The organism is Micromonospora sp. NPDC048830 (assembly GCF_043198215.1).
Lineage (GTDB): Bacteria > Actinomycetota > Actinomycetes > Mycobacteriales > Micromonosporaceae > Micromonospora.
The window spans coordinates 104979-128369 of the sequence record NZ_JBICUP010000015.1; the positions used below are offsets into that span (position 1 = coordinate 104979).

A 23391-nucleotide genomic window follows, 5' to 3' on the forward strand; every position below is an offset into this window, starting at 1 on the left:
TGATCAACCCCTTACGGTGCGGAAAGCACGAGCGGTGACGGTGCGGTCACACCGTCACCGCTCTCCGTCCTCACTGATTCCTGGGAGGTTCATCCATGAGGACAACCCGTAGGTTAGTCCTGTCCGCCGTGCTTGTCGTCGGCACAGTCCTGACGGGTCCCGGCGTGGCGGACGCGGCAAGCAGCGGCCGGTCGGCGGCCCCGGCGGTCAGGGACATCCACGAGTACGGCATGTCCGGTCCCGTCGACCCTGCGGACGTGCTGGCGAAGCCCAGCAGCATGCCCCTCGTCCGGCCCGGCGCCAAGGCCACGCAGTCGTCGGCGGCAGCGCCGCAGAAGACGTGCGCTCCGGTCTCGGACAGCCGGTCAGTCTGCATCGCGCCGGCCAAGCCCAGCAGCCGGCAGGCACTGGCACCCCAGGCCATAGTGCCGTTCCCGTCGTGGTGCGCCAGCAGCGATGGCTCCGCTGTCGCCGGCACGCGCACCGCAGCCTGCCGGATCACCGGTCTGCTCCTGACCACCACACAGACGGTCAACGGGAGCACCCGGGTCACCGGCGAGCTGAACATGGACGTCTACGACTACACCTACGGCGCTGTGGACCTGCCCAACTGGATCCACCAGATCGGGCTGTCACCCTGGTCCGGGTGGGGTGATGCCGTCAACTCCACCGCCACCGGCACCCTGTCCGTCGCGGGTGACTGCGTAGTCAACGGCGCGTCGGCATTCCCGGTGCAGTCCCTGTCGCCGATCAATAACACCAGCCGCAGCGGGGAGGCCAGCGCCGCGACGACCGCGACGGCGGTCGGCGCGGTCGGCGAGTGCACGACGACGTGGAACCTACGCTTCCAGGTCCCCAACTACCCGCAGGCGACCGCCTCGTCGGCGATGGCGGAGATCATGTGCGACAACGCTGTCGGCGCCAACGGATCCCGGCCGGCCCGCGTGGGATGCGTCGTGCCGTGGTATCCCGCGCAGGTGCTCTACAGCCAGAGCCGCTACCCCGACCTGGCCTCGCACGTCTCCCGGGCCCAGGGCTCCGGGTTGCCAGGCGCCACGATCACCAACCCGCTTAACCGCAATGTCGACCAGGCGTCGATCGATTTGAATCGCAGCAGAGCCTGCGGAGACGCGCCGAGCATCGCGGGTAAGAGCTGCGACGAGTACCCACTGGCGTCGACCTTCCAGGGCTTGGCGTTCGGAGGCACACGGCGCACGTTCTCCGGCTGCAACATCAACGCTCCTACCGGTGTCACCGGCTCGTCCGGGGCGAGCGCCTGCATGATCACCGCCACTGAGAACAACGCCCAGGGCGGCGTCATGGCCGCCTTCTACTACGACTACCGCGTCCTCCACAGCGACCCGTTCCGCGTCGGGATCGGCAGCTAAAGGCCAACAAGGACTACGAGACCAGCTCATCGCGGGGCGTCAGGGCAACCTGGCGCCCCGCGACGTCGTGACGAGTGAGGCAAAATAGTGCACATGACGCAACCGGCGCGCGTCTACGTCCAGGATCACGGCTTCTTCCTGACTGACCGGGACGTAGACACCCCGTTCGAGACGATGGACTACGCCACCGGCCTGGCAGGGGTCATGAGGTCGGCGGCCCTGGTGTACGCGGGCGTCGACCGCGGATACATCACAGTGACCACCTACGCAGCCGATGCTTCCCCGCCGCTGGACACCCCCCAACAGTGGGCCGACCTGGCCACGTGGGAGGACATCGCGGAATTCAGCCTGCACGTACCACACGGAGCACTGACGGTCGCACCACTGGAGCGGAGGCCATCGGATGCGGCACAAGGGCCCTCGCTGAGCCCCCACGGCCCCGGCCACTACCGGATTCGGATCTACGCGAGTGGCCGCGACCACCACTTCGACCAAGCGGTCAGCGAGTCGGGCGAGCGGTTCCACCTTGTTGCCTGGCCTGCTCCACCGCAGGGACCGGTCGTGATCAAGTCGAGCTCACGCTGTGGCTACGGCCTGCGCCTGGCCGCGCTCGCGTCCCCACCCCGCACCGAGCCGATCACGCCGCTCCCACAAGACCAAGCCGAGGTGGAATACCAGTCGCTGCTGCGCCAAAACCTGCTGAGCAACACACCCGAACAGCCATAGGCCACCGCCCTGTCAACGACTGCGGGGGAACCCTGCCGGTGCCCCGAATTAGCCCTACTGGGAGAATTTGGCCGCTTCTGCCGGCTGGCGCCCGGCTGACTCCGCCTCAGCAAAGAGCAAGAGACGGGGCCTTTTGACATTGAGGGCAAGCTGCCGGCCTCTGTGGATGTGGTCGGCGATCAATCGCCGGGGTGGCGACGGGCGTCAGCGCCGCAGCTTGCTGGCTGGGTGACCGTTGACGCGTGCTGTACGGGTGGCTCCTCGCGGTTGCCAGTGGCGGCGCACGGTGCGCTCTGACCTGCCGATCCGCGCGGCGATGTCCGCTGGCCGCAGCGCGGGATCGCGATGCCGCCAGTAGGCCACGGCGGCGGCTGTGTCAGCCAGCGCGACCGCACCGCCCGATAGTTCCCTCCGGTCGTGGCCGCTGACGCTCCCAGCTGGCGATGACGGGGCAGCGGGATCTGGGGCAGTGGAGGCCACACCGGTGTCTGCGACGTGGGCCGACTGCGGCTCGGTGTCGGTGGGCGGCAGAGTTGCTGCCTCGGAATCAGGGCCCGCATCCTCGGTGAGCGCGACAGCAGAGGGGGCACTGTCGTGGTCGCGTGAAGTGTTGTCGGCGGCGGGTGCCGTGACAGGGGCAGTCGTCCGCTGCTCGGTATCGAGCCGGGGCGTCGCTGCGCGGTCATCGGCTCCGGGGCCTGGCGGCATGGGCGGGGCGGCGGCATGCGGCACCGTCAACGAGGTGCAGGCGGGCGTCGCCAGCGCGGCGGTGCGCTCGGCGTCCGTGGGCGGACGTTGGGCGACGGCAGCCTCGTCTGCGGGTGCAGACGACTGTGGGACATGCTCGAAGGCTGGCGTTAGAGGATCGAGGGCTACGGCTGCTGGTGCCGTGGGTCGTTCGGTGGCCGCTGTAGGGACTGCTTGCGTGGACGTGACGCGGATCCGGGCGCTGATCTCGACGAGGCTGACGCTGGCGACGATGACGAGTCCGTCGACGGAGATGGGGAGAAGGTAGGCGGCCCCGTAGCTGGTCTCGCCGTAGCGGGCGGCGACACCGACGAGGTGCCAGTAGGACACCCACGCGGCGATGACGGCGATCACGGCGGCGGCGGTGACGCGGATCGCGCCGAGGTACCAGCGGTGGTGGGGGACGCGGGAGATCAGCTCGACGGTGAGCAGCAGTGCCAGGGGTGGCCACGCGGCGATGATCTGGCTGATCGGGTTCGGGCGTGCGTGCAGGACGTTCGCGGCCACCGAGGCGGCGACGCCGAAAACGAGGGTGGCCCTTACCGCCCACCGCAGCCTGCGCAACTGCTTGTCGCCCGTTCTGTTGCCAGTGATGGGTGCGCCAGCGGGGCTTCCGGAAGTGGCGGCGGGGTGTGCTGCCATGGTCACGCTGACGGCCCGGCATGTGGGGGGCGTGAGCCACGTCGGGCGCGTACCTCGGCGATGAGCCGGTCGGCGAGGGCGAGCGTGTCGTCGTTGGGTTCGGCGTCGATGTCGGCGAGGCGCCGGGTCAGGGTGCGGCGCAGTGCGCGGATGGCGTCAAGGTTGCCGAGGTGGGCGTGGGCTCGCATCGCCTGCTGGTAGAGCTCTTCGCTATACGGGTGATGCGGCAGGGCAGCGTCACAGACGGCGGCCTGCTGGTCGGGCTGATCGGTGAGTTCCTCGACGAGGGTGGTGACGGCGTCGAGGGCGTCGCGTTGCACGGCGTGCCGGTGGGGTTCGAGCCATTCGTAGTCGCAGCCCTCGGCGAGGGGCCGGTAGCTGTCGACGGCGCGGCGCAGGGCCTGTACGCGTTCGGATCGCGTGCCGGTGTTGCGGATCGCGGCGCGTAGGCGCCACAGGTCGATGTCGAAGCGGTCGGGGTTGAGCTGGTAGCGGTGGTGGGGGCGGGTCAGGTAGGTGCCGGGGCCGGCGTGGTGGCGCAGCACGGCGCGCAGGTCGGAGACGTAGGTGTGCAGCCGGTGTGTGGCTTTGCTGGCGGGAGCATCCGGTAGCAGGTCGTCGAGGATGGCCTCGGCGGCGGCGTCGCCGTCGCACACGGCCAGGTACACCAGCAGTTCCAGAGATTTGGCGCGTAGCGTGCGTTGGTGGGTGGCGCCGACGATGGCCGGCGGTCCGAGCACGGTCACCTCGACCCGGTCGCGGCGCGGTGCTTCCGGCGGTTGGCCGGTGTCAGCGGTCGCCGTCTTGGCCGGGCCCTCGCGGGTTCCGGATGCAGGCCGGTCGTCGGGGGACGTGAGGCTTTCGCGGTCGGCTGGGGTTGCGCCCGCCTCGGGTGCGGGTGGGCGGTCGGCGGTCGGGGCACCGGCGGTGGGTGGGCTGCCGGCGTCGATGGCCGCGTCCGCGGCGGGATCGTGGGGCGTGGTGTGGTCGGTGCTGCCGCCGGCTGTGGACGGCGTGGTGGATGGCTGAGGAGCAGGCAGGGGCGCGGCGGTGTCGGCGGCGGGCGTCGGGGACTTCGGGTGGGGTGGGGTTTCGGTGGGGGCGGGTGCCGGTAGGTGGCCGGTGTGGGCTTCCGCGAGGGTCGCGAGCAGGTCGATGGTCTCGGCGGGGTCGAGTACGGCCAGGCGGCCGATGTCGGCGGGATGGGGGCCGTGGCGTGCGTCGCCGTCGGCGCGGGTGACGGTGCCGTCGGCGGCGACGTTGGCGGTGTCACCGTCGGGCCATGCGCCGAGCAGCACGCCGTGGATGTCCAGGCGTTGGCCTTGGGCGAGCAGGGCGGCGACACGGGTGCGTTCGTGACGTTCCGTGGCGTCGGCCAGCAGCATGATCGGTGTGAGGGGCTCCTCGTAGGGGTCGGCGGCGCGTAGTTCGGCGACGGTGTCGACCTCGTGCTGGTAGACCAGCCGGGTGCGGTGCATGGTCTGTTGCTCAAGAACGTCCAGGGCGTCGTTGAGGTCGGCGGTGACGGTCAGCCTCGGGCTGCGGGGCAGGTTGACGGCGGCGGCGCCCAGGAGGGTCGCCGCGGTGGCCGCGGGGATGACCACTCGGGTACGGGCGTCGGGGTGGTCCGCGCCGCCGGCGGCGAGGGCGGCGGTGAGGAATCCACGGGCGGCGGCGTCGCTGCCGGGGCCGACCAGGCCCAAACCCGCCGGGGGCCACGCCGCTGACAGTGAGTGGGTGAGAGCCGGTGCCACCGGCTCGCCGGCTTCCCTGGCGCGGCCATGATCACCGTTGGCGTGCGCGGGGCTGGAGGTGTCGGCCTGGTCGGGCCCGTTGTCGTCGGGCCCAGGCGACTGGTCGCCGCCGCTGTCCTGCTCGTCGTCTGGGCGCCCGGTGCCGTGTCGCGGCGCGTCGGTCGCGGTGCCGGCGTCGCGCAGGCCACGTCGGATCTGCCGGACCACGCGGGGCATGGGCGCCAGGTCAGGGTCTGTGACATGTCGTTGACCTGATGGCTTGCGCGGGCGGTAGCGGCGCTGCCGGTGTGCCCACACCAGCGCCACTGCGGCGGCGATCGCCAACGCCAGCCCACCATCGACCCAGCTGCCGGTCGGTAGGGACACGCCGTGGCCGGGCCGCTGCGGGCGGCTGCTGTCGCCGGGGGAGGGGCTGGCGGCCCTGACATCACCGGGGTCCGGGGCGGTGCTGGTGGGTGTCGGGCTGGCGGTGGTCGCGCTCGGAGCGGGGGCCTGCGGGGCGATGCTCGCCGACGCGCCGCTGGCCGGTGGGGCATCGGGCGTGGGCGCTGGCACCGGCGTCTCCAGCGGGGGAGCGGAAGGCTCGGGGGCTGTGGACCGGGGTTGCTGCCCTGCGGGTGGGGTGGCGTCGGCGGGGAGGTCGAGTGTCCATCCGGGGTAGATGACGTTCGGGTTGCGCAGGGTGCCGCCGACGTCAGCGAAGTGGGCGCCGCGGTTGAGGGCGAAGATCTCCGGCCAGCGGTTCGGGTCGCCGAGCCACCGCTCGGCGATCTCGGACAGGGTGTCGCCCCGCTTGACGGTGTGGGTGTACTCGCGTCCGTCGGCGACAAGCGTCACCTCCCCTTCGGAATGAGCGCCGCCCGACGTCGCGGATGCCAGCTCCGCCCCGGTGCTGGCGACGAGCGCCGCAGGCGCATGGTGCGCGACGGCGGTCGTGACCGCGGCGACGCCGGGGGCGCCAGGGTGCGCGTGCGCGGGGCCGGCAAGGGGTGGTGTGGCGGCTTGCGCGGCGGTGGCCAGGACCCCGCCGGTGATCATGGCGACGAGGAGGGCGGCGAGGCCGCGCGCGGGGGTGAGGGCGCGGGGTTGGGGCAGCCGCAGGCCGGTGAGGGCGGTGGCGAGTTCAGCGAGCACTGACCAGGCGAACGATGCCCAGGCGGCCCAGAGCAAGGCGGTGAGGATCGCGCCGATCATGTCGTCGGTCAGCGGGCTGGCCAGTGTGGTGGCGAGGGTGTGCCATGTCGGCAGCCGGTCGGGCAGCGGCGCATCGAGGTAGCGCAGCAGCGCGTAGGGCACGCCGGCGAGCAGCAGCGCCAGGGCCGTGACGCCGACGGCGCGGCGGGCGGCGGTGGACAGCGTCGCGATCACGGTGGCAAACCTCCCCGGGCGTAGGAACGATCGCTGGTCAGGTGGCGGTGGTGACGCCGGTGGCGGGCGTGGCGGTGGCGGTGGCGGACACCGGGATGTCGGTGATGCCGACCAGGTGCAGCAGTTGGGTGCGGTGGCCGGTGGTGACCGTGACGGTGACCTGCTCGGTGGTGGCGGACACGCTGCCGGGCTGGCCGGCCTGGTCGAGGAAGACGCGTGCGGCGGTGGCCGCGGCGGCGGGGTCGAGTCGCAGGGTGCCGGCGGCGCGGTAGAGGGCGAGGTCGATCTCGCGGGCTCCGGCGCGGGCGGCGGCCTGAGCGGTGTCGTAGGCGGACACCTTGGTGGCCATGGCCATGCCCTGGTCGAAGACGAGGCCGGCGAGGATGAGCACGATGAGGGTGCCCACGACGGTCCACGCTGTGATCTGCCCGCGGTCGTCGGAGCGCAGCCGGCGTGTCCAGGCTGCTAGGCGTCCGGTCATGGCTGGCTTCGGTACGCGTCGAGGGGCTGTCGGGAGGTGGCGCGGATCGTCACCGCGCCGGGCAGGCCGAGGCCGTAGAGGTCGTCGAGTCGGACGCTGCAGGTCACGGTCGCGCTGACCTGCCCGCCCGGGGCGAAGGCGCCGGGGTCGATGGTGGCGGTGGATGGCTGGCAGGTGACGGCGCGGCCGGCGAGGCTGACGGAGGCAGCGTCACCTCCCGCCTGCCGGGCCTCGGTGGGCGTGCTCGCCAGCGATGCCTGCCGGGCCGCCGCTGCGGCGGCGGAGCGCACGTCGATCGCGGTCGAGGCGAGGCGTAGGCACGCCACGATGGCGAGGGTGGCCAGGACCATCAGGGGCACGTAGCCGAGGGCCATCTCGACGCTGACCGACCCTCGATCACGGGGCCGTCGCGCGGCGTCTCGCCTCACGGTGCTTCGGGTGCTCACCACAACGCTCCTTCCAGACGCGCAGTGATCGGGATCTAGCCGATGTCGGGTCGGAACCGCTCGACGGGGGCGCTGACGCGGCTGCTGACCGGCAGGCGCAGCCACGGCAGCACGGCGGGGGCCCGGCCGGACACGGCGACGGTGGCGGTGTCGGCGGTGCGGGCCACCGCGACGCGCGGCTGCTCGACAATGCGGGCGGCGACCTGGTCGAGCACGGCGGTGGCGTCGGCGTGTCCGGCGGCGGAGGTACCTTCGGTGACTCTGGTGGCCTGGAGGGCGTGGTTGGCGGTGTGCTGGACGCCGAGCTGCGCCAGCGCCCACAGGGCCAGCTGCACGCCGACGAGCACGAGCAGGAACAGCAGTGGCGCGTACAGGACCACTTCGGTGGTCACTGATCCACGGTCACCCGAGGGCCAGCGTCGCCTGCCGTGTCGCCGTCGGCGCGGTGTCACAGGGCGATCCCGTTGATCTTCTCGAGGATCTTGGACCGGAAGATGGCGTAGACGGCCAGGACGAGGGTGACCAGCAGCGCGATCCACATGACCTTCTCCGTGGTTTCGCTGCCCCGGTCGCCGCCGTCGCGCAGCCGGCGGATCCGCTCGGTCAAGGTGAGGTGCGCGAGGGCCAGCAGGGCGAGCAGCTTGCTCGGTCGCACGGGTCTGCCTCCTTGGGCTCAGTCAGAACGTGTCGACGGCGGTGACAGCCGGGTAGAGGAGGAACAGCATGTAGGCGGCGGCCAGCAACATGACCGGCATCGACATGCGTTCGGTGGCGGAGTTGGCCCTGGCCTCCAGGGCGGCGGCCTGGTGGGCGCGCAGGGTGGCGGCGCGGATGGTCAGGGAGTCACGGATGCGGGCGCCTTCGGTGCCGGCGAGGCTCATCGTCGCGGCCATTTCCTGCAGTTCGACCACGCCGGTGTCCTCGCCGAGCTGTCCCAATGCCTGCCACGGTGAGACGCGGAGCAGCCGGGCGGTGTCCACCGCACGGCGTAGCCGTTGCGCGGCCCAGCCGTGGGTGTCGGCGCAGGCGTCGTCGAGGGCTTGCTCGAGGCCGGCGCCGCCGGCGAGGGAGATGACGACGAGGTCGAGCACCGCGGACAGGGCGTGGCGCAGCTCGTCGCGGCGTCGTTGCGCCTCGGCGTGCACGGTGGACTCGGCCAGCCACCAGCCTCCCGCCGCCCCGGCGAGGGATGCCCACAGGGGCATGCCGGCGGCGAAGGTGACCCCGCCGGTGGCGAGGACCGCCATCGCGACCGGGGGCAGCACTAGGCCGGTGAGAACGGCGAGGGTCTGGTCGGCCAGATGCAGGGCGACGGGGCGTTCGAGGACAGCCAGGTCCGCGCGCATCCGCCGCCGAGGCAGGCCGAGGGCGCGCAGCGGCGCGGCCAGCAGCCGAGTGCGTGCCGGCGCCGGGACGTCGGCTGCCCGGGGTGGGCGCCGCAGCGCGTCGAGGGCTTGGGTGAGGCTGGGCCGGGCGGGCAGCAGGCCGGAGGCGGCCAGCACCAGGCCGAGCCCGGCCAGCAGCCCGCACGCGAGCACCGCGCTCATGACGCCACCCGCTCAGGCTCGCCGGCGAGCACCCGCGGAGGCTGCGGCACGCGGGAGGCGCGGGCAAGCCACCAAAACCCGCCAGCGAACACCCCACCCACGACGAGCAGCACGAGTTGACCGGTGACGCTCTGGTAGGGGGCGAGGAAACCGCGGTTGAGCAGGATCAGCCCGGCGACCATCGCCACCGCGGTGCCGGTGATGACCCGCGCCGCGGTGCGGGTCGCGGCCCGCTTCGTGGCCACCCGCATCCGGATCCCGGCCAGCTCCCGGGCGGTGGCGGCGAGGCTGGTCAAGCACTGTGACAGCTGCCCGCCGTGGTAGCCGGCGGCCTGCGTCAGGGCGCGCACGACGAGGTCGGCGGTGGGATCGGCGAGGTCGGCGGCGAAGGCGCGCAGCGCGTCGGGCAGCCGGGCCCCGCCCCGCACCGCGGCGGCCAACGCCTGAACCTGGGGGCGGATCGGCTGCGGCGTGACCGGGGCGGTGGCGGTGATCGCCTGCTCCAGCCCGGCCGCCGAGGACAGGGTGTCGCGCAGCAGCTCGGCCCAGGTGGCGACCGCTTCGATGCGGGCGATCGCGCGGGCGTGCTCACGGTCGGGGCCGAGCACGCGGGGCAGCGCCCACACGGCGGCGGCGGCCAGCAGGGCCGCGACGGGCCAGCGGGTCAGCGCCGCCGCCGCGAGCCCACCGGCTGCGGCGGTCAGCAGCCGGGTGCGGTCGGCGGACGTCCAGGCACGCCGTGGGCGGGAGGCCGGGGCGCCGGGTGGGCGGCGACGTAACCCGTCGATGACGAGGACGAGGCCGGTGGCGCAGCCGAGGCCGAGCAGGATCGGCAGCAGGTCCATGCTCACCACCGGTCCCGGGCGAGAAGATCGGGGTTGAGGCCGGCGGCGGTGAGCTCGTCGAGGGTCTCGGCGCGTATCGGCGCGGCCGGTACCGCCCGCCGGTCTCGGCCGGGGCGGTAGATCTCGTTGGAGGGCACCTGGGTGCCGTCGGTTTCCAGGACCTGCCGGACGGACGACAGGACGCGGGTGCCGTCGGTGGCGACGTCGAGGTGCAGGACGAAGTCGACCGCCTGGCCGATGAGCACGTTCGCCGCGTCGAAGGTCAGCTTCTCCGGCGCCTGCATCACATACATCGCCAGCCGGGTCAGGGCCTGCTTTGACGAGGAGGCGTGCAGGGTGCACATCGACCCGTCGTTGCCCTGCGACATGGCCAGGAGCATGGGCACGGCTTCAGCGCCGCGGGACTCACCGACGATGACCCGGTCCGGGCGCATCCGCAGCCCCCACTTGACCATGGTCGCCATGTCGATACCGCCGACGCCTTCCAGGTTCGGTTCGCGCTGCTGCAGGGCCGTGGTGTTCGGGTGAGACTCGACGTCCTCGTCCAAGCCGAGTTCGAAGGCGTCCTCGACCGTGACGATCCGCTCAGCCGGGCCGATCGCCCCGGCGGCGGCACGCAGCAGAGTTGTCTTGCCGGCGCCGGTGCCGCCGCAGATGACCAGGTTCTTGCGGGCCCGCACCATCGCCGTGACCAACTCCCGTAGCCCGGCGGTGAGTTCCCCGCGGCGTACGAGGTCGTCGAGGGTGACCCGGTGCAGCACGTTGCGGCGGATCGACACCGAGACGCGTTTCGACACGGCCATCACCGCGAACAGCCGCTGCCCGCCGGGCAGGCGCAGCGACAGGCCGGGACAGCCGCGGTCGAAACGCCGTTCCTCCTGGCCGCTGCGCGCCGCCGCGACCCGCACCAGGTCGATCAGGTCCTCGTCCGACGCGGCGACCGGCGGCACCCGCCGCGTGTGCCCGTCGGTGGTGCGGACCCACACGTTGTCGCAGCCGTTGGCGAAGATGTCCTCCACCTGCGGGTCGTCGATCAGCCGCTGCAGCCCACCGAGGCCGGTGAAGCTGTCGCGCAGCGCCCGCGCCAGCGCGGCCTCGGCCTGCGGGCTGAGCGGATCGCGGCCGGCGCCGATCACCTCGCGGGCGTGGGCCAGCAGCTCCTCGGCGATGTAGCCGGCGATCACCGCGTGCCGTTGCGCGTCGGGCAGTCGCGCGCCGTGCGCGGCGAGACGGTCGCTGACCCTGGCACGCAGCCGCGCGACCAGCTCCGGCGCCACGGTGGCGGTGCCGCCGCCGGGTGCGGGGGTGGTCACCGGACGACCTCCAGCACCGTGCGGGCGGGCTGCGCCTGGGCGGCGACGGTGGCGGCCAGGGCGCGCAGCGCCTGCGCCAGCCGGGTACGGGTCCACGCCGGCCCGGTCATCCGCCCGCACAGCACGGCCGCGCCCCACCGGTCGGTCGGCAGGTGCGCCCAGACCGGCACTCCGAGGCGTCCGCTGATCTCCTGCGGCTGGTAGGAGCACTTGCCGGCGACGGCCACGCCCACCGATCCCGACGGCACGGTCGCGCGTAGCGCCGCCAGCCGGGTGTCGAGGTGGTCGATGTACTCGGTCGTTCCCGAGGTGACCAGGAGCAGCGCGTCCGCGCGGCGCAGCAGACCGTGCGCCGGGCTGTTCGGGTAGAGACGACCGGCGTCGACGACCACGGCCGGCGCCAACCCCGCCACCGCCTCCGGCTGGGCGGCCAGCACCGACACCGCCCCCGCGGCGGTCTCGGCGGCACCCGGCCCGACGAGCGCGTGCAACCCCAATGGCAGCAGCTGCACGAACGGCGCCGCACCACCGGGCGGCTCGCCGTGGCGGGCCGCCGCAGCGAGCGCCGCCAGGCCGGGCTCCTGCGCCAGACCGAACCGCGCGGCGACCACCCCACCGCACGGGTCCGCTTCCACCAGCAGCCCGGGCCGGCCCGGCCACAACGCGGCCAACCCCAGCGCCGCCGTCGACACTCCCGCAGCGCCGGACACCGACGCGACCACCACCAACATCGTCCGCACCTCCCGTCTCCTATTGGCCTGGCCCCAGCTGCACCAGCGACACGTCCCCCGCCGCCGAGGCCACCCCCTCCGCCTGGTCGGCGGCCAGCAGCAGCGTCACCACCTGCCCGCCCGCCTGATCCGCGCCCGCCGCCGACACCACCGTGGCGACCGCACGCCGCGCCCCCGCTGCTGTCCGCCCGGCCGGCGCCGCGGACGCCTGGTCGGCGCCGGCAGCGGGCGCCACGAGCACCACCACCCGCGCCCCGGCGGCAAGGCCGGCGGGGGCACGACCCGCCTTGACCGGCACCGCGATCACCGCCTGCCCGACCGGCGGCCACGCCGGCGGACCCACCTGCGACGACACCACCAAGCTGCCCGCAGCCAGCGGCACCGCCGCAGTACGCCCCACGACCTGCTCGCGGCGGTCCGCACCGACCAGCGCCAGGCCCGACGGGTTCGCCACCCGCACCACCCGCACGTCCGCGCCGCCGATCACCGCGCCCGCGGGCACCGGCCGCGCCACCGCCAGGAACCGCTCCTCGGCGTGCCGGCGCAGGTCGACCTGCCAGAACGTCACCACCGTCGCCAGCACCAACAACACACCGCCGGCCACCCGCCGGCCACTGCGCCGCCCGACCTGCCGTGACGCCCCCGTCAGCACGCCCTGGCCTGCCGGGCTGGCCGACGGCCGGTCCGTCGAGGCACTCACCGGGTCCCCTCCACGACGGCCTGCGACTGCCCGACCCGCACCGCGACCGTCGAGGTCGTCGTCAACGGCGCGAGGGTGCCCCCACCACCGGGCCCGGACCAGGTCACCGACCACGTCACCGTCGCCCGCAGCGCGAACACCTGATCGCGTGCCGCAGCCGACGACCGGGTGTAGGTGTGCCCGCACGCAGACGCCACCCGGGGATCCGCGCCGGGCGTCCACGGCTTACCAGGGCCGACGCAGGTCAGGTCAGCCGTGCCGTCACCGAAGGACCACCGCACCTTCGTCGGTGTCGCCGTCGCGGTCACCGCCACCCCCGGCACCGACGCCGTCGCCGACCGGGCCCCCCACGTCACCGGATCCACCCACAGCCACACCGGCACCCGCACCAGCAGGAACGGCGCCTTGTCGGGGTTCGTGCGGATCCCCGGCGAGGGCAGGCGCAGCCGCGACCGCGCCGTCTGCGCCAGCGCGGCCGGATCCACCCCGGGGGCTTGGTCCAGCCACACCGGCGTGCCCTGCGAGCCGAGCCCGCCGCCCTCACACGTCCACGCGTACCAGCCGCCGTCCGGTCCCTTTCCCGCAGGCGGCGGCCTGCCGACGTCAACCGGAGCCCAGTAGCAGCCGTCGGCACCGCCGCCGCTGGAACCGTCACCAGAGCCACCGCCGCCTTGACTGCCGTCGTTGGAGCCTCCGGAACCACCGGGCAGGCCCGCAGAGATGTCACACTCGGCCGTGTTCGGGGTCTGCCCGCAGTCGACGTTGCCGAGCCCGTCGTCGGCCCGGGCAGGAGACACCACCACCACGACAGCGGTGGCGGCGAGAAGCGCCGGGAGTCCGCCCCGCAGGACGTGCCTCAGCATGTGCCCACCGCCTGCACGCCGAAGCTGGACACCTTCCAGATGCCGCCGTCGCGGACGACCGTCGCTCGCACGGCACGGTTGCCACCTGGGATGTCGTCGGCCAACGCGCCCGTGGCCGCCTTGTAGGTGAGAAACCGCGTGGTGTTGAGGCAGTCCTGAACAGAGACCGTCGAGGGAGCCGTTGACGGCGAGGCCACCACGACCTTCGGGTCTGACTTGTACTCGCCCTTGATGACCTCGCCGTCCTTGCGCAGCTTCGCCAGCCCGCTCTTCAACGTGGACAGGGCTTGACCAGTGGCGTGGCGCGCCAGCTCGGGCTCGTCCGGGTCGGCTGCCGCGCCGGCCTTGGCGTACGCCGCCCACATCTGCCGGTAGGCGAGCAACGCCGCGTCGTCCGCGGCTCCACTCGGACTTTGCCCGGGCGCCGGCAGTGAGGGCGAGGAGGTCGAAGACCGGCTCTCCGAGGGCTCGCTCCCGCCGCAGCCGCCTCCGCCTGCGACGAGACACAGACCGATCGTCAGCCCCGCCAGCCGGGCCGCGCGGCTGCCGCTCACCGCGGCAGTGGACATGCGCTGTGTCGTACGGACCTTCATCGTCAACCATGCCTCCCGACAAGGTGGAAGCTCCTGGGCTTCCAGCCTTGGAGCCGTATGCGTCAATGGCCGAACCCGCCTCCATCGACGACCGTCGCGTGGTGGCGCTTCGTCACGTCGCCGTCTATAGGCGTGGGAGGCCCCGGTCGTGGAGCGGACCGCGTGGCAAGCCGGCGCACGTCGCACGCGACCAACCACGGTTGGAGCTTTTGGTAACCGCAGTTGCGGAGTGGTTATGCGAGCTAAGCACAGAGCCGCGACGAGCGTCAACCGCAGTTTGGGTTGCGGTCAATTGTGGTTTGGGTTTGGTGTGCCTCGTCGAGCGCGTCATCCTCGACCGCTCGCGTGCGCCACGCCTACGGCATCGTGAACGGGTTCTCGCCCTCACCCAGCAGCAATGGCACGGCGTACGGCGACAGGTCAGGGCGAGCCCGGTTGTAGCGCACCTGGTGGCGCCACCGCCCTCGCTCGAACGCGGTGTCCACTCCGATGTCGACCACCACCGTCGGCTGCACCTGCACGTACCGCAGCGGCTCCGGCTGGTCCCACTGCCCCGACCAGGAGGCCGGCAGCGGTGCCGGCCACGGGTGCACGACCGCGCCAGGGCTCGGCACAGTCAGCGGGGACAGCAGCGCGGCCAGTTCCCGCCGCTGCGCCGTCGCGAGCGGGCCGGTCCGGCCGGTGTACCGCAGCCGCCCGCGCCGGTCGAACCGGCCGAGCAGCGCGGTCGACGGATCGTGGACGCTGCCGGTGACACCACCGATGATCGCCTCGGTCGTGGCCCGAACCCGGAATTTGCCCCAGCCGCGCCGCCCGGGCTCGTACCGGCTGGTTCGCCGCTTGATCACGACTCCCTCGATCCCCGCCGCGGTCCAGCCGGTCAACCACTCGGACACCTCGGCCAGGTCGTCGGTCTGCGGGGTGAGGGTCAGCTGCGGCGGCGCGCCAGCGAGCAGGTACGCCAGCCGGGCCCGCCGCTCGACCAGCGGGACGTCCAGCAGGAGCTGCCCGCCAGCGTCAGCGAGCAGGTCGAACAGCACATAGTGCGCCGGGTACCGCGCGGCCAGCCGCACCACATCGCGGCCGGCGGTGACCCGCCGCTGCAGCAGCGCGAAGTTGGTCCTGCCTCGATCCCACACCACCAACTCCCCATCGAGCACCACCCCCGGCGGCAAGGCCCGTACGGCGCGGGTGATATCGGGGAAATAGGGGGTCAGGTTCCGGCCTGCCCGAGACTGGATGTGTACCCGGTCGTCCTGGAATGTGATCGCCCGCCATCCGTCCCACTTCGGCTCGTACAGCAGGTCGGGGCCCACAGGCACCGCGTCGACGGGGGCGGCGAGCATCGGCGCGACCGGCCGGCGCAGCGCCTCGGCCGCCGGCCCGGCACGACGCCTGGCCGGGCTCACCTCCCGCCCAGATCGTGAACCGCCCTCATCTCCGCCCCCAGGTCATCGTGGGGGAGCGGCTACCGCCAGGGAGCGAGAATGCGCGACAACGAATGCGTTCCGTCACCGACTGGCGGGCTGCCCCTGCTGGCGTCTGGTCCCCCCGTCAGGTCACCCACGTCGACGGCCGCTGCGACCGACACGAGCGACGGGTCGTGTCCGGACCGCGGAGGCCTCTGGACTGGTGAAGAGCGGCCTCAGCCTCGGCTCGCGGGCGGACCAGCAAATCGGTAGCCACCTCGTCGCGCCAGGCAGAAGCGCTGCGTGAATTCTGGGTCCGCGCGGCGCAGCGTCTCCCTCTAGACTCGGTCGCCCAGTGAATCTCACGGCGACCGGGCTTGCTCTGTGGTGCAGCGCGTTGTGCGGTGCACTGGTCGGTGTGGCACTACCCCGCGCGTCTGCCCGGTTCGTGGCACGCGCACGCGCACGAGCCGACGACGAGCCCACCGCGCCGGTGACGGACACGCACGCATCCGGTCAAGGCGTCCGGTGCCAGCGGCTGATACTGCACGCGTCCCTGACCGGCGTCGGGCTCACTGGCGCCTCCGCAGGCATCGCCTGGCACCTGAGCGCCAGCTCCGGCGGCCTCCTGATGGTCGCGGTGTGGCTCATCGTGCTCTACGCCGGCGTGCTGCTCGCCGTCATCGACATCGCGTCGCGGAGACTACCCACGCCCATCATCGGCGCCGCAGCGCTCGCCATAGGCGGGCTTCTCGCAGGCCAAGCCGCGACCACAGGCCAGACGCACACCCTGCGCGCGGCCGTACTGGCGGCCGTGGCCCTCGGCGGCAGCTACCTGCTGCTGGCACTCGTCGGCACCAGCGGGATGGGACTGGGTGACGTCCGGCTGGCCGCGTTGCTCGGCGCGGCTCTAGGGCCTCTCGGCTGGCCCGCGGTGCTCCTGGGCGCTCTGCTGCCCTACGCGCTTGCCGTTCCCGAAGCGCTGACCCGCCTGGCGCTCAGCCGCCGGCCCGACATCCCATTCGGCCCGTACCTGCTGGCCGGTGCCCTGCTGTCGGTAATGGTCGTTGGCCAGTGACCCAAGGACCCGCGGCGGCGGCTTGGCGTCGGCGGCCCACTCCGGCTACCGACGCCAGACCGCCGGCAAGTTTCTCGGAAGCAGCGGGTGTTAACCCGCGGTTGCGGAGCGGACCTCCGGCACCGCCACTGCGTGCGCCGCACCTAATGGTGGCCGAAGACCCCATTCGTCGGTTGGACCGTTTCGGTAATCGTGTGGACAGTTCGATGGCTGACTGGCGCCAGGGTGCGATCCTCATCGCATGGTCCTCAGTCCCCCCCAACGCCACGCCGCATCGATACGCCGAGCCCTGGCCCTCGGCACCGGGCTGCTGCTGGCCACCGCACTGACCGCCGCCGCTCCGGCGGCGGCCGCCAGTTCCGAGCTCGCGAAACGCTCGCTGGCCCGCCTGTGTGATCCGACCGGCTGCTACGTGGCCTGGCGCATCGTCGACTCCGACAAGGACGGGGTGAGCGACGCCGACGAACTGATGGTCGGCACCGACCCTCACGACCCTCGCAGCGTGCCCCTGCTTCAGCACGTGGTCGACCTCGCGGCCGACCGGAAGCTGCCGTCCTTCGAGGCCGGTCTCGGCGGGTTCGTGGCGTTTCCCGAGGAGATCATCAAGGCAATGGACAAGCCGTCGGACCCGTTGAGCGCCTTCCCGCTCGGCGGCCGCCGCGACACCCTGACCAGGCTCGGCATCACCGACGCCCTCACCCCGGGCGGGGCGAAGATCGACCTGGACCGCGACGGCTTCACCATCGGCCTCGACGGCTTCAACGCCAAGGATGCCCCGGCCCGGATCCGGATCAACGGCATGGACGCCAGCCTGATCAGCGCGGGCGCCAGTTCCAACCACTATATGGCCCACGGCGGCTCCGGCACCTTCGAGCCGGACGGGGATGGCGGCGGCACGTGGAGGTTCCCCGATGGAAGCACCGACACCCAGCGCTGGGACGGCGACCACATAACCATCACACACACCAACCCCGACAGCTCGGAAGGCACGACGCGGACGATCCAGATGCACGAGTCCACCGAGGAAGGCGTCAAGTACCTCTCGGAGAAGGAGACCGTCACCGACGCGGAGGGCAATCTGCTCAGCGTCACCTATACCGACACCAAGATCTTCTCGGGCGGCACGCACACCCGGGTGGAGACCACGGAGTTCAAGCGGGACGCTGAGGGCAACGTGATCGGTCAGCGGATCACCGTCACCGAGACCTACCACGCCGACGACGGGACGACCGGCACCGGCAAGGTGATCGTCAACTGCAACGCCGACGGCGGCGACTGTTCGGAAGAGGTCGACCACGGCGACAGCTCCGGGGACCACGAACACTACGACCCCGAATACCAGGACACCTGGATCGTCTCCCAGGAGACCGTCGACAAGACCCTGCGCAACCGGGGTGCCGCGATCACCGTCCGGCAGGACTGGACCGCGCCGGGCAACGACGGGCCTGCTGATCCCCGCAACCCGGCCCTGGTGATGCTTGTGGATCCCGCCCAGTCGGAGCAGTTCATGCTGGTCGAACCGATGCGCGTCACGAAGGCGCAGCCGGAGTTCCGCGACGACCTGCCCAGCCCGCAGGCCGCAGCGCCGAAGACGGGCGGCGGCTGCAACGGGCTGTGCTGATCCCGGATCCTGCCCGCGCCCGTCGATGTCTCGGGCGCGGGCGGTGATCCGTTCGTCTCAGCCTCCGGTTTTTGTGGACCGGGCCGGGCGGGTGGTTGGGTCCGGAGTATGGCGCGGATCGCGTACGACGATGCGGACGCCGCCGCTTTCGCTTCTTTCCCGAGGCCGTCCGGGTGCTGGACGCCTTCCCGGCGTCGCCGAGGTCGAGGCGTCCTTCGCCACGGCCGGGTTCGCGACCGTCAGCCTTGCTCCGGTCCCGCAGGTCACCGCCACCTCCCTGAGCGAGGCGGCGGCCTCGCCGCGCCAGGTGCACACGCCGCTCAAACTGATCACCGACGACGAGTATGCCGCAGGCCCTTGCCTGCCTGAGCGCGGTCGTTGGCGGGTCCTCGCCCACGAATTCCGCGGCAGACCCCGCCAGCCCACCACGGTCGTCAAGGCCGTCCAGGCCCTGCAGTACCTGATCCGGGACCCGTTCGCCGCCGCCGCGATCGATACCACACCGTGACCTCGCCGATCGGACCAGTTGGTTCTCCTCCCGCGGCAGCGATCATCCACCGCGACCTGCCACCGAGTGGGACGACCCGGTTGTCAACCCCGGGTCACCAGCAGAAACGAGGTTGGGACACGCTCAATGGAGGTCGTCAGTGCGACGGTCAGGTTCGTGGACGGCGTGTCCACGGACGGGGGCGGCGTGTCCACCGGCAGGGACGGCGGTGCCTGGGCCGGTGACGACGTGGTCGAGTTGGATGATCCGATCGCATCGGGTGTGAGAGGTACGTGGGCACGCTGCGCCCGCCGAGGATTGCTGCTGTCCGCCCGAGCCTCCCGGAGTGCTTCACACTGTCACCGTCCTCTCGCATGATGTATAGATGGCGGGTGCTCCGTGCTGATCAGGCGGCCAACCGAGCGGCGCGGAGCACCCTGACCGACCAGGCAGTCAGCGTTGATCGGCATGGATGACTCTTCCCGGCACCCCTTGCGTCGGGAAAGAGGGTCCGGACAGACTCCCGACAACATCGACCGTTGTCGGGCCCACCTCTCGTGCCTCAAGGACGATCGCATGAGTACCGGGCACCGCCCCGTGAGCCGCAACAGCCGCCCCTACGCGGTGGACGAGTCCACGATCCGCCGCCGGTGCGCCAACCCCGACGCGGCCGAGTACACCCTCTACGTCCGCAGCCTTGTCGACGACTACCTGGGCGTGAACGGCCAGGCCCAGATCCTGCGCAACGCCCGGATGCGCGGCCTGGACTTTCCTGGCCTGAACCGGCAGAAGCTGTCCGAACAGCTCAGCCGCTACCGCCTCGGACCCACGTGGGAGATGGTCGAGCTGATCATCGCCTGCCTGCCGGACAGCTGCGACACCTCGAGCATCCGGGCCCTGGCCGCCGGCTGGTACCAGTGCGCCCGCGGCCGGCTGCCCGACGGCTACACCGGCCCGGTCAGCAGGCCAGCGGGCAAGCCCGCGCTACGCAACGTGCCCGACAGCGGCCCGACCATCCCCAGCCTGCAACGCAGGATCGCCCGCCTGCAGGACCGCCTCCAGGAAGACACCGACCGGTACCTGGACAACCTGCGCCGGCTGGAGAACGGCCGGCAGAACGAGATGCGCCGCGCCAACCAGCTGGAGCAGCAGTTCCACCAGACACGCGAGGAACTGCTCAAGGTCCGCACGGTCGCCGCGGAGGTCGCCACGATCCGGGAGGAATACGCCCGCCAGTGCGTGACGCTCGAACTCATCGCCGCCCCCGGCCTGCGGGCGAAGCCCGTCATAGACCTTCCGGAGCTGCCTACCGCGCGACGGAGGATCCGCTTCGGGCACCTGGTCGCCACCATCGACCCGCAGGCGCCGCCCGCCCGTCGAGCCCTGGCCCGTTACCTGTGCGTCTACGCCGAGTTCGCCGGGGTCTCTCCCACCGAACTCGCCGCCCGCGCCAACATCGACACCACGGTGATGATGGACGCCCTCGCCGGCCGGACCCTCCTGACCGACCTGCACATCGCCAGCCTGACCCGCGTACTCGACTGCGATCCGGACACCCTGCGCCACCTCACCACCGCCGCCGGCCGCGACACCAGCCTCGACGAGAGCTTCTGGGAGATCGCCGCCACCGTCGACGCCCCACCGCCTCCGGGCGGCTGGATCACCCCCGCCGAGGTTGTCGGGGTGAATCCCGACAACCGTGCAGCGCATCCCACCGCCACCCCGACAACAGCACCCGCCTCCACGATCACCGACCGGCTCCGGCAGCTCGCCGACCTCCACCAACAGGGGTTGATCACCGACACCGAGCACGCACAGCAGCGCGCCCGCATCCTCGGCGAGCTGTAGACCGTCCCAGCCGCGCCGGCCAGGCAGGTTGACCTCCATGCCACCCCGGAAACGTGGGTTCAGATCAGTCAGCTGTTGCCCACCGCCGCCTGCGACAGGTGGCGGGCGACAGGATCAGGACAGGCTCGTCCGCCACGATCCGGCCGAGTGTGCCCGTAGGAGACGGTCCACCATTCGAGTGCGCCTCGTCCTGGCTGTCGAACTCCCAGCGCCTGCCCGTCTCACTGTCGCCAGCCCGGGCGATGACCTTCCAACGGTGGCAGCGGGATGGGGCTGCGCGACGTGCGGCTGGCGGCGCTGCTCGGCGCGTCGCCGGGCACTCTCGGCTGGCAGGCGGTGCTGTGGAGCGACCTGCTCTATGCGCTCGCCGCTGCCGAAGCGCTGACCCGCCTCACGCTGCGCCGCCAGCCCGACCTCGCCTTCGGGCCGTACCTGCTCGCCGGCGCCTTTCTATCGGTTGCGATCGTCGGCCCTGGACTCTGTCGGAGAAACGGGCGCAGGGCCGGGGCGGTGTGTGACCTCGCCGCCCCGGCGCCAGCATCCCTCGTACCCGGGCTCGCGGTCGCCATCGAAGCACTGGACCTGGGTTCCACCGGCCTATCGATGGTGTTGGTGCAACGATGGAAGACGTGGGAACTGCGAAAACTGATACGCCTGCTATCTCGCCGCTTGCTGGCGAGCCGATTAAGCGTGCCGATGCCGAACGGCTCGCGGGAGTGCTGAAGGCCGTCGCCGACCCGGCCCGACTGCGACTGCTCAGTCTGATCCAGTCCGCCCCGGAGGGCGAGGCATCCGTGAGTGACCTCACCGCGCCGCTTGGTCTCTCCCAGCCGACCGTGAGCCATCACCTTCGGATCCTCACCGAGGCCGGCCTGATCGAGCGCGAGAAGCGGGGCGTCTGGGCTTATTACCGCCTCGTGCCGTCCGCGATAGCGGCGATCGCCGACCTGTTGACGCCACCCCGCAAGCGGGCGACGAAGCGGACCCGTTGAGCGGTACTGCCGAAGGCCGGCGCCGGCCGGGCCCATCCGTGGGTCGGCAGACCCAGACCCACCCTCGGGGTGCCCGGTGTTTGTCCTACTCGGCCTGGCCAGCTTGCCGGCGGCGCAGGGTACGGATCCATCCTTGGGCGGTGTGCCGGGGCACGTTGTAGTGGTCGGCGACAGCCGCCACGCTGCCAGCCTGCTGGTACACCGACTCGAGATCACTCGGTGACCGCCGGTACACGCGGCCCGTGGCCGTGGCCGCCTCGCCCTTCGCGGTCTGGGTGGTGGCCTTCCGTGCCGCGGTGGTGGCGTTGGCACCCGCCGCGGCTTTCCGCCCACCGGCCCGGGTCGCGCCGGCGGCCCGTGCCTTCGCGCGTGACGCCTGCTTGGGAACCGCGACCTCAGTCACGTCAGCCTCCGCGGGGCTGGTCGTGGCCGGCTCCTCCGCGGTGGGGGTGGTAGCGGCAACAGGCTGGGTGGCCTCGGTGTCGGCGACGTGCTCCTCGCCGTCAACGGATGTTTCTTCTGTGGTGGGCGCGTCGTCGGCTGGGGCAGCGGGCGACAGGGTTATTGCCTGCTGCCCGCCGACGGCAGGCGTGACCGCCTTCAGCAGCAGATCCAGGTCGACCGCGGGAAGCTGGCCCGCGGTCAGCCCGTCCCCCTCACCGGCGCGTACCACCAGCTCGGTGATGCGCGTGGTCGGACCGTTCAACTCGACCGTCATGGTGGTGGTCGCTCGGCTGGGATCGTTCGCGGCGATGGTGATGGTGTAGGAACTCACGACTTTGCCTCCTATGTAGGGCAAGGGCCACGTCGCCTCTCACGCGAACCATTCGGCAAAGGCGACATGTGCTCGGCCTTCCCCATGCAGTATTCGGGGATCAAAGGGTAGAAGCTATCGCATGCCCTGCCAGCTGCCACCCCGTATGTGGGCCATGTGCTTAAGCTGACAGCGGTCTGGCCGTTCGACGGAAGCCAGGAAACTCCGTACGTCGCCCATCCTTTCAGCGCGGGCCGGTCGATGACGTGGATCTGATGCTTCATGGCGAAGCGCTGAGCGGCATCTGACAGCATGCGGTTGGTGACGATGCCGACGATGTCCGCACCGTGTTCCGGGCGGGCGGTGCCATTGAGTTCGTGAAGGTACCTGGGGTCCACGCGGTTTCTCAGCTTCGTCGAGTGCTTGCACTGGAGAACGACACGCCGGCTACAGGCAGTGATTGCGATGACGTCAGCGCCTTGATCGTTGGGGCCGTCATGCCTCCGTATGATCTTGCAGCCGTCGCGCTCCAGCAGCCAGGCGGTCCACTCCTCGAAAGCGCCTGCGGACAACGCGTCCATCGTGTCGAGGACCATTCCAAGTCCGCGTCGCACTCAACCAGCTCCGCGCCGAACTCGCCCGTCACTACGACACCGACGACCACACCACAGCCGCCGTGAACGAGGTCATCGCGACCGCCGTATCGCCTACGTGGCTGCTCGGGAGCCGCTCGGCAGGCCAGGACGACAACCAGGAGGTGTGCTAGCAGATCCGACCATGATCAGGGCGATATCCACACCCGCCAAAGTTATCCACAGCCCACGGCCGAGTGCTGGCGAGCAGCCGGGTCGGCGGCCAACCTGAACAGGTCGGCGAGGCCACCGCTCGACTGCTGGCCACGGCCACGTGCAGGTGGAGCAGCTACGGCCGCAGGCCACCGACAAAGCCGGTCCCCGCAGCCAGGCGTGCAGCTGCGGGGACCGTCCCCGCCCCAGCGCCGCCCGGTCAGGCAGCAAGGTCTCGTACGCCCCGTCCGGCCCCCAACACACGCGTACGGT

At 71.8% G+C, this 23391-nt stretch carries 23 protein-coding genes and 1 pseudogene; 8 read left to right on the top strand and 16 right to left on the bottom strand.

Translation table 11 applies throughout. The features are described from left to right. Window positions 1-230 precede the first annotated feature (230 nt). On the top strand, window positions 231-1388 hold the full coding sequence (locus ACGFIZ_RS15655; RefSeq protein ID WP_393419716.1) for a hypothetical protein: 1158 nt from the start codon (window positions 231-233) through the stop codon (window positions 1386-1388). A 93-nt stretch (window positions 1389-1481) separates the two neighbouring features. Beyond that, a complete protein-coding gene (locus tag ACGFIZ_RS15660; protein ID WP_393419718.1) occupies window positions 1482-2114 on the top strand; it encodes a hypothetical protein in 633 nt (210 codons plus the stop codon). Between the two features lie 204 nt (window positions 2115-2318). On the opposite strand, the gene ACGFIZ_RS15665 is transcribed toward ACGFIZ_RS15660, so the two are convergent. From ACGFIZ_RS15665 to ACGFIZ_RS15730, 14 genes are all read right to left on the bottom strand, one after another. Then, entirely contained in the window at window positions 2319-3503 is a 1185-nt protein-coding gene (locus ACGFIZ_RS15665) for a DUF2637 domain-containing protein (RefSeq protein ID WP_393419720.1), read from the bottom strand. 2 nt (window positions 3504-3505) lie between these two features. Next, the gene (locus ACGFIZ_RS15670; protein WP_393419722.1) at window positions 3506-6625 is read right to left on the bottom strand and encodes a BTAD domain-containing putative transcriptional regulator; all 3120 of its coding nucleotides are present in this window, start codon (window positions 6623-6625) and stop codon (window positions 3506-3508) included. Between the two features lie 37 nt (window positions 6626-6662). Further along, complete coding sequence (locus ACGFIZ_RS15675; RefSeq protein WP_393419724.1) at window positions 6663-7106, bottom strand: pilus assembly protein TadG-related protein; 444 nt, start codon at window positions 7104-7106, stop codon at window positions 6663-6665. Further along, the gene (locus ACGFIZ_RS15680; RefSeq protein WP_393419791.1) at window positions 7103-7480 is read right to left on the bottom strand and encodes a TadE family protein; all 378 of its coding nucleotides are present in this window, start codon (window positions 7478-7480) and stop codon (window positions 7103-7105) included. Before ACGFIZ_RS15680 ends, ACGFIZ_RS15675 begins: the two co-directional genes overlap by 4 nt. Before the next feature lie 107 nt (window positions 7481-7587). Next, on the bottom strand, window positions 7588-7944 hold the full coding sequence (locus ACGFIZ_RS15685; protein WP_393419726.1) for a TadE family protein: 357 nt from the start codon (window positions 7942-7944) through the stop codon (window positions 7588-7590). 56 nt (window positions 7945-8000) lie between these two features. Continuing rightward, a complete protein-coding gene (locus tag ACGFIZ_RS15690; protein ID WP_393419728.1) occupies window positions 8001-8207 on the bottom strand; it encodes a hypothetical protein in 207 nt (68 codons plus the stop codon). Between the two features lie 22 nt (window positions 8208-8229). Then, on the bottom strand, window positions 8230-9099 hold the full coding sequence (locus ACGFIZ_RS15695) for a type II secretion system F family protein (RefSeq protein WP_393419730.1): 870 nt from the start codon (window positions 9097-9099) through the stop codon (window positions 8230-8232). Further along, entirely contained in the window at window positions 9096-9944 is an 849-nt protein-coding gene (locus ACGFIZ_RS15700; protein ID WP_393419793.1) for a type II secretion system F family protein, read from the bottom strand. Before ACGFIZ_RS15700 ends, ACGFIZ_RS15695 begins: the two co-directional genes overlap by 4 nt. A 2-nt stretch (window positions 9945-9946) precedes the next feature. Continuing rightward, complete coding sequence (locus tag ACGFIZ_RS15705) at window positions 9947-11257, bottom strand: CpaF family protein (RefSeq protein WP_393419732.1); 1311 nt, start codon at window positions 11255-11257, stop codon at window positions 9947-9949. Continuing rightward, the gene (locus tag ACGFIZ_RS15710; RefSeq protein WP_393419795.1) at window positions 11254-11988 is read right to left on the bottom strand and encodes a hypothetical protein; all 735 of its coding nucleotides are present in this window, start codon (window positions 11986-11988) and stop codon (window positions 11254-11256) included. Before ACGFIZ_RS15710 ends, ACGFIZ_RS15705 begins: the two co-directional genes overlap by 4 nt. A 19-nt stretch (window positions 11989-12007) precedes the next feature. Continuing rightward, window positions 12008-12637, bottom strand: coding sequence for an SAF domain-containing protein (locus tag ACGFIZ_RS15715; protein WP_393419796.1), 630 nt, complete (start codon window positions 12635-12637; stop codon window positions 12008-12010). A 47-nt stretch (window positions 12638-12684) separates the two neighbouring features. Further along, window positions 12685-13551, bottom strand: a complete 867-nt coding sequence (locus ACGFIZ_RS15720) for a hypothetical protein (RefSeq protein ID WP_393419734.1) — start codon at window positions 13549-13551, stop codon at window positions 12685-12687. After that, on the bottom strand, window positions 13545-14150 hold the full coding sequence (locus tag ACGFIZ_RS15725) for a hypothetical protein (RefSeq protein WP_393419736.1): 606 nt from the start codon (window positions 14148-14150) through the stop codon (window positions 13545-13547). Before ACGFIZ_RS15725 ends, ACGFIZ_RS15720 begins: the two co-directional genes overlap by 7 nt. Window positions 14151-14500: 350 nt before the next feature. Next, window positions 14501-15553, bottom strand: a complete 1053-nt coding sequence (locus ACGFIZ_RS15730) for an ATP-dependent DNA ligase (protein ID WP_393419738.1) — start codon at window positions 15551-15553, stop codon at window positions 14501-14503. A gap of 355 nt (window positions 15554-15908) precedes the next feature. Between ACGFIZ_RS15730 and ACGFIZ_RS15735 the strand changes: the two genes are divergently transcribed. From ACGFIZ_RS15735 to ACGFIZ_RS15760, 6 genes and pseudogenes are all read left to right on the top strand, one after another. Further along, window positions 15909-16631 (top strand): prepilin peptidase, encoded by a 723-nt coding sequence (locus ACGFIZ_RS15735; RefSeq protein ID WP_393419740.1) that lies wholly within the window; start codon window positions 15909-15911, stop codon window positions 16629-16631. Between the two features lie 241 nt (window positions 16632-16872). After that, a complete protein-coding gene (locus ACGFIZ_RS15740) occupies window positions 16873-18252 on the top strand; it encodes a hypothetical protein (RefSeq protein WP_393419742.1) in 1380 nt (459 codons plus the stop codon). Between the two features lie 146 nt (window positions 18253-18398). Then, window positions 18399-18607, top strand: a pseudogene (locus tag ACGFIZ_RS15745) (SAM-dependent methyltransferase); the annotation flags it as partial. Window positions 18608-19315: 708 nt separating this feature from the next. Further along, the gene (locus ACGFIZ_RS15750; protein ID WP_393419744.1) at window positions 19316-20587 is read left to right on the top strand and encodes a hypothetical protein; all 1272 of its coding nucleotides are present in this window, start codon (window positions 19316-19318) and stop codon (window positions 20585-20587) included. Window positions 20588-20854: 267 nt separating this feature from the next. Then, window positions 20855-21310 carry a hypothetical protein gene (locus ACGFIZ_RS15755; RefSeq protein ID WP_393419746.1) on the top strand — a complete coding sequence of 152 codons (456 nt, stop codon included), beginning with the start codon at window positions 20855-20857 and terminating at the stop codon, window positions 21308-21310. Beyond that, the gene (locus tag ACGFIZ_RS15760) at window positions 21208-21579 is read left to right on the top strand and encodes an ArsR/SmtB family transcription factor (protein WP_393419748.1); all 372 of its coding nucleotides are present in this window, start codon (window positions 21208-21210) and stop codon (window positions 21577-21579) included. The genes ACGFIZ_RS15755 and ACGFIZ_RS15760 overlap by 103 nt, the downstream gene beginning before the upstream one ends. Before the next feature lie 85 nt (window positions 21580-21664). Here ACGFIZ_RS15760 and ACGFIZ_RS15765 read toward each other — a convergent pair whose 3' ends face one another. Together ACGFIZ_RS15765 and ACGFIZ_RS15770 are read right to left on the bottom strand one after the other, a co-directional pair. After that, the gene (locus tag ACGFIZ_RS15765; RefSeq protein ID WP_393419750.1) at window positions 21665-22354 is read right to left on the bottom strand and encodes a hypothetical protein; all 690 of its coding nucleotides are present in this window, start codon (window positions 22352-22354) and stop codon (window positions 21665-21667) included. A gap of 11 nt (window positions 22355-22365) precedes the next feature. Beyond that, window positions 22366-22929, bottom strand: coding sequence for a restriction endonuclease (locus ACGFIZ_RS15770; protein WP_393419752.1), 564 nt, complete (start codon window positions 22927-22929; stop codon window positions 22366-22368). Window positions 22930-23391 lie beyond the last annotated feature (462 nt).

Excerpts from the sequence above, each read along its gene's own strand:
- ACGFIZ_RS15655 (WP_393419716.1), top strand. The coding sequence starts at position 231 with ATGTCCGGTCCCGTCGACCCTGCGGACGTGCTGGCGAAGCCCAGCAGC.
- ACGFIZ_RS15660 (WP_393419718.1), top strand. The coding sequence starts at position 1,482 with ATGACGCAACCGGCGCGCGTCTACGTCCAGGATCACGGCTTCTTCCTG.
- ACGFIZ_RS15665 (WP_393419720.1), bottom strand. The coding sequence starts at position 3,503 with ATGGCAGCACACCCCGCCGCCACTTCCGGAAGCCCCGCTGGCGCACCC.
- ACGFIZ_RS15675 (WP_393419724.1), bottom strand. The coding sequence starts at position 7,106 with ATGACCGGACGCCTAGCAGCCTGGACACGCCGGCTGCGCTCCGACGAC.
- ACGFIZ_RS15680 (WP_393419791.1), bottom strand. The coding sequence starts at position 7,480 with ATGGCCCTCGGCTACGTGCCCCTGATGGTCCTGGCCACCCTCGCCATC.
- ACGFIZ_RS15695 (WP_393419730.1), bottom strand. The coding sequence starts at position 9,099 with ATGAGCGCGGTGCTCGCGTGCGGGCTGCTGGCCGGGCTCGGCCTGGTG.
- ACGFIZ_RS15700 (WP_393419793.1), bottom strand. The coding sequence starts at position 9,944 with ATGGACCTGCTGCCGATCCTGCTCGGCCTCGGCTGCGCCACCGGCCTC.
- ACGFIZ_RS15710 (WP_393419795.1), bottom strand. The coding sequence starts at position 11,988 with ATGTTGGTGGTGGTCGCGTCGGTGTCCGGCGCTGCGGGAGTGTCGACG.
- ACGFIZ_RS15720 (WP_393419734.1), bottom strand. The coding sequence starts at position 13,551 with ATGCTGAGGCACGTCCTGCGGGGCGGACTCCCGGCGCTTCTCGCCGCC.
- ACGFIZ_RS15740 (WP_393419742.1), top strand. The coding sequence starts at position 16,873 with ATGGTCCTCAGTCCCCCCCAACGCCACGCCGCATCGATACGCCGAGCC.
- ACGFIZ_RS15750 (WP_393419744.1), top strand. The coding sequence starts at position 19,316 with ATGAGTACCGGGCACCGCCCCGTGAGCCGCAACAGCCGCCCCTACGCG.
- ACGFIZ_RS15755 (WP_393419746.1), top strand. The coding sequence starts at position 20,855 with ATGGGGCTGCGCGACGTGCGGCTGGCGGCGCTGCTCGGCGCGTCGCCG.
- ACGFIZ_RS15760 (WP_393419748.1), top strand. The coding sequence starts at position 21,208 with ATGGAAGACGTGGGAACTGCGAAAACTGATACGCCTGCTATCTCGCCG.
- ACGFIZ_RS15770 (WP_393419752.1), bottom strand. The coding sequence starts at position 22,929 with ATGGTCCTCGACACGATGGACGCGTTGTCCGCAGGCGCTTTCGAGGAG.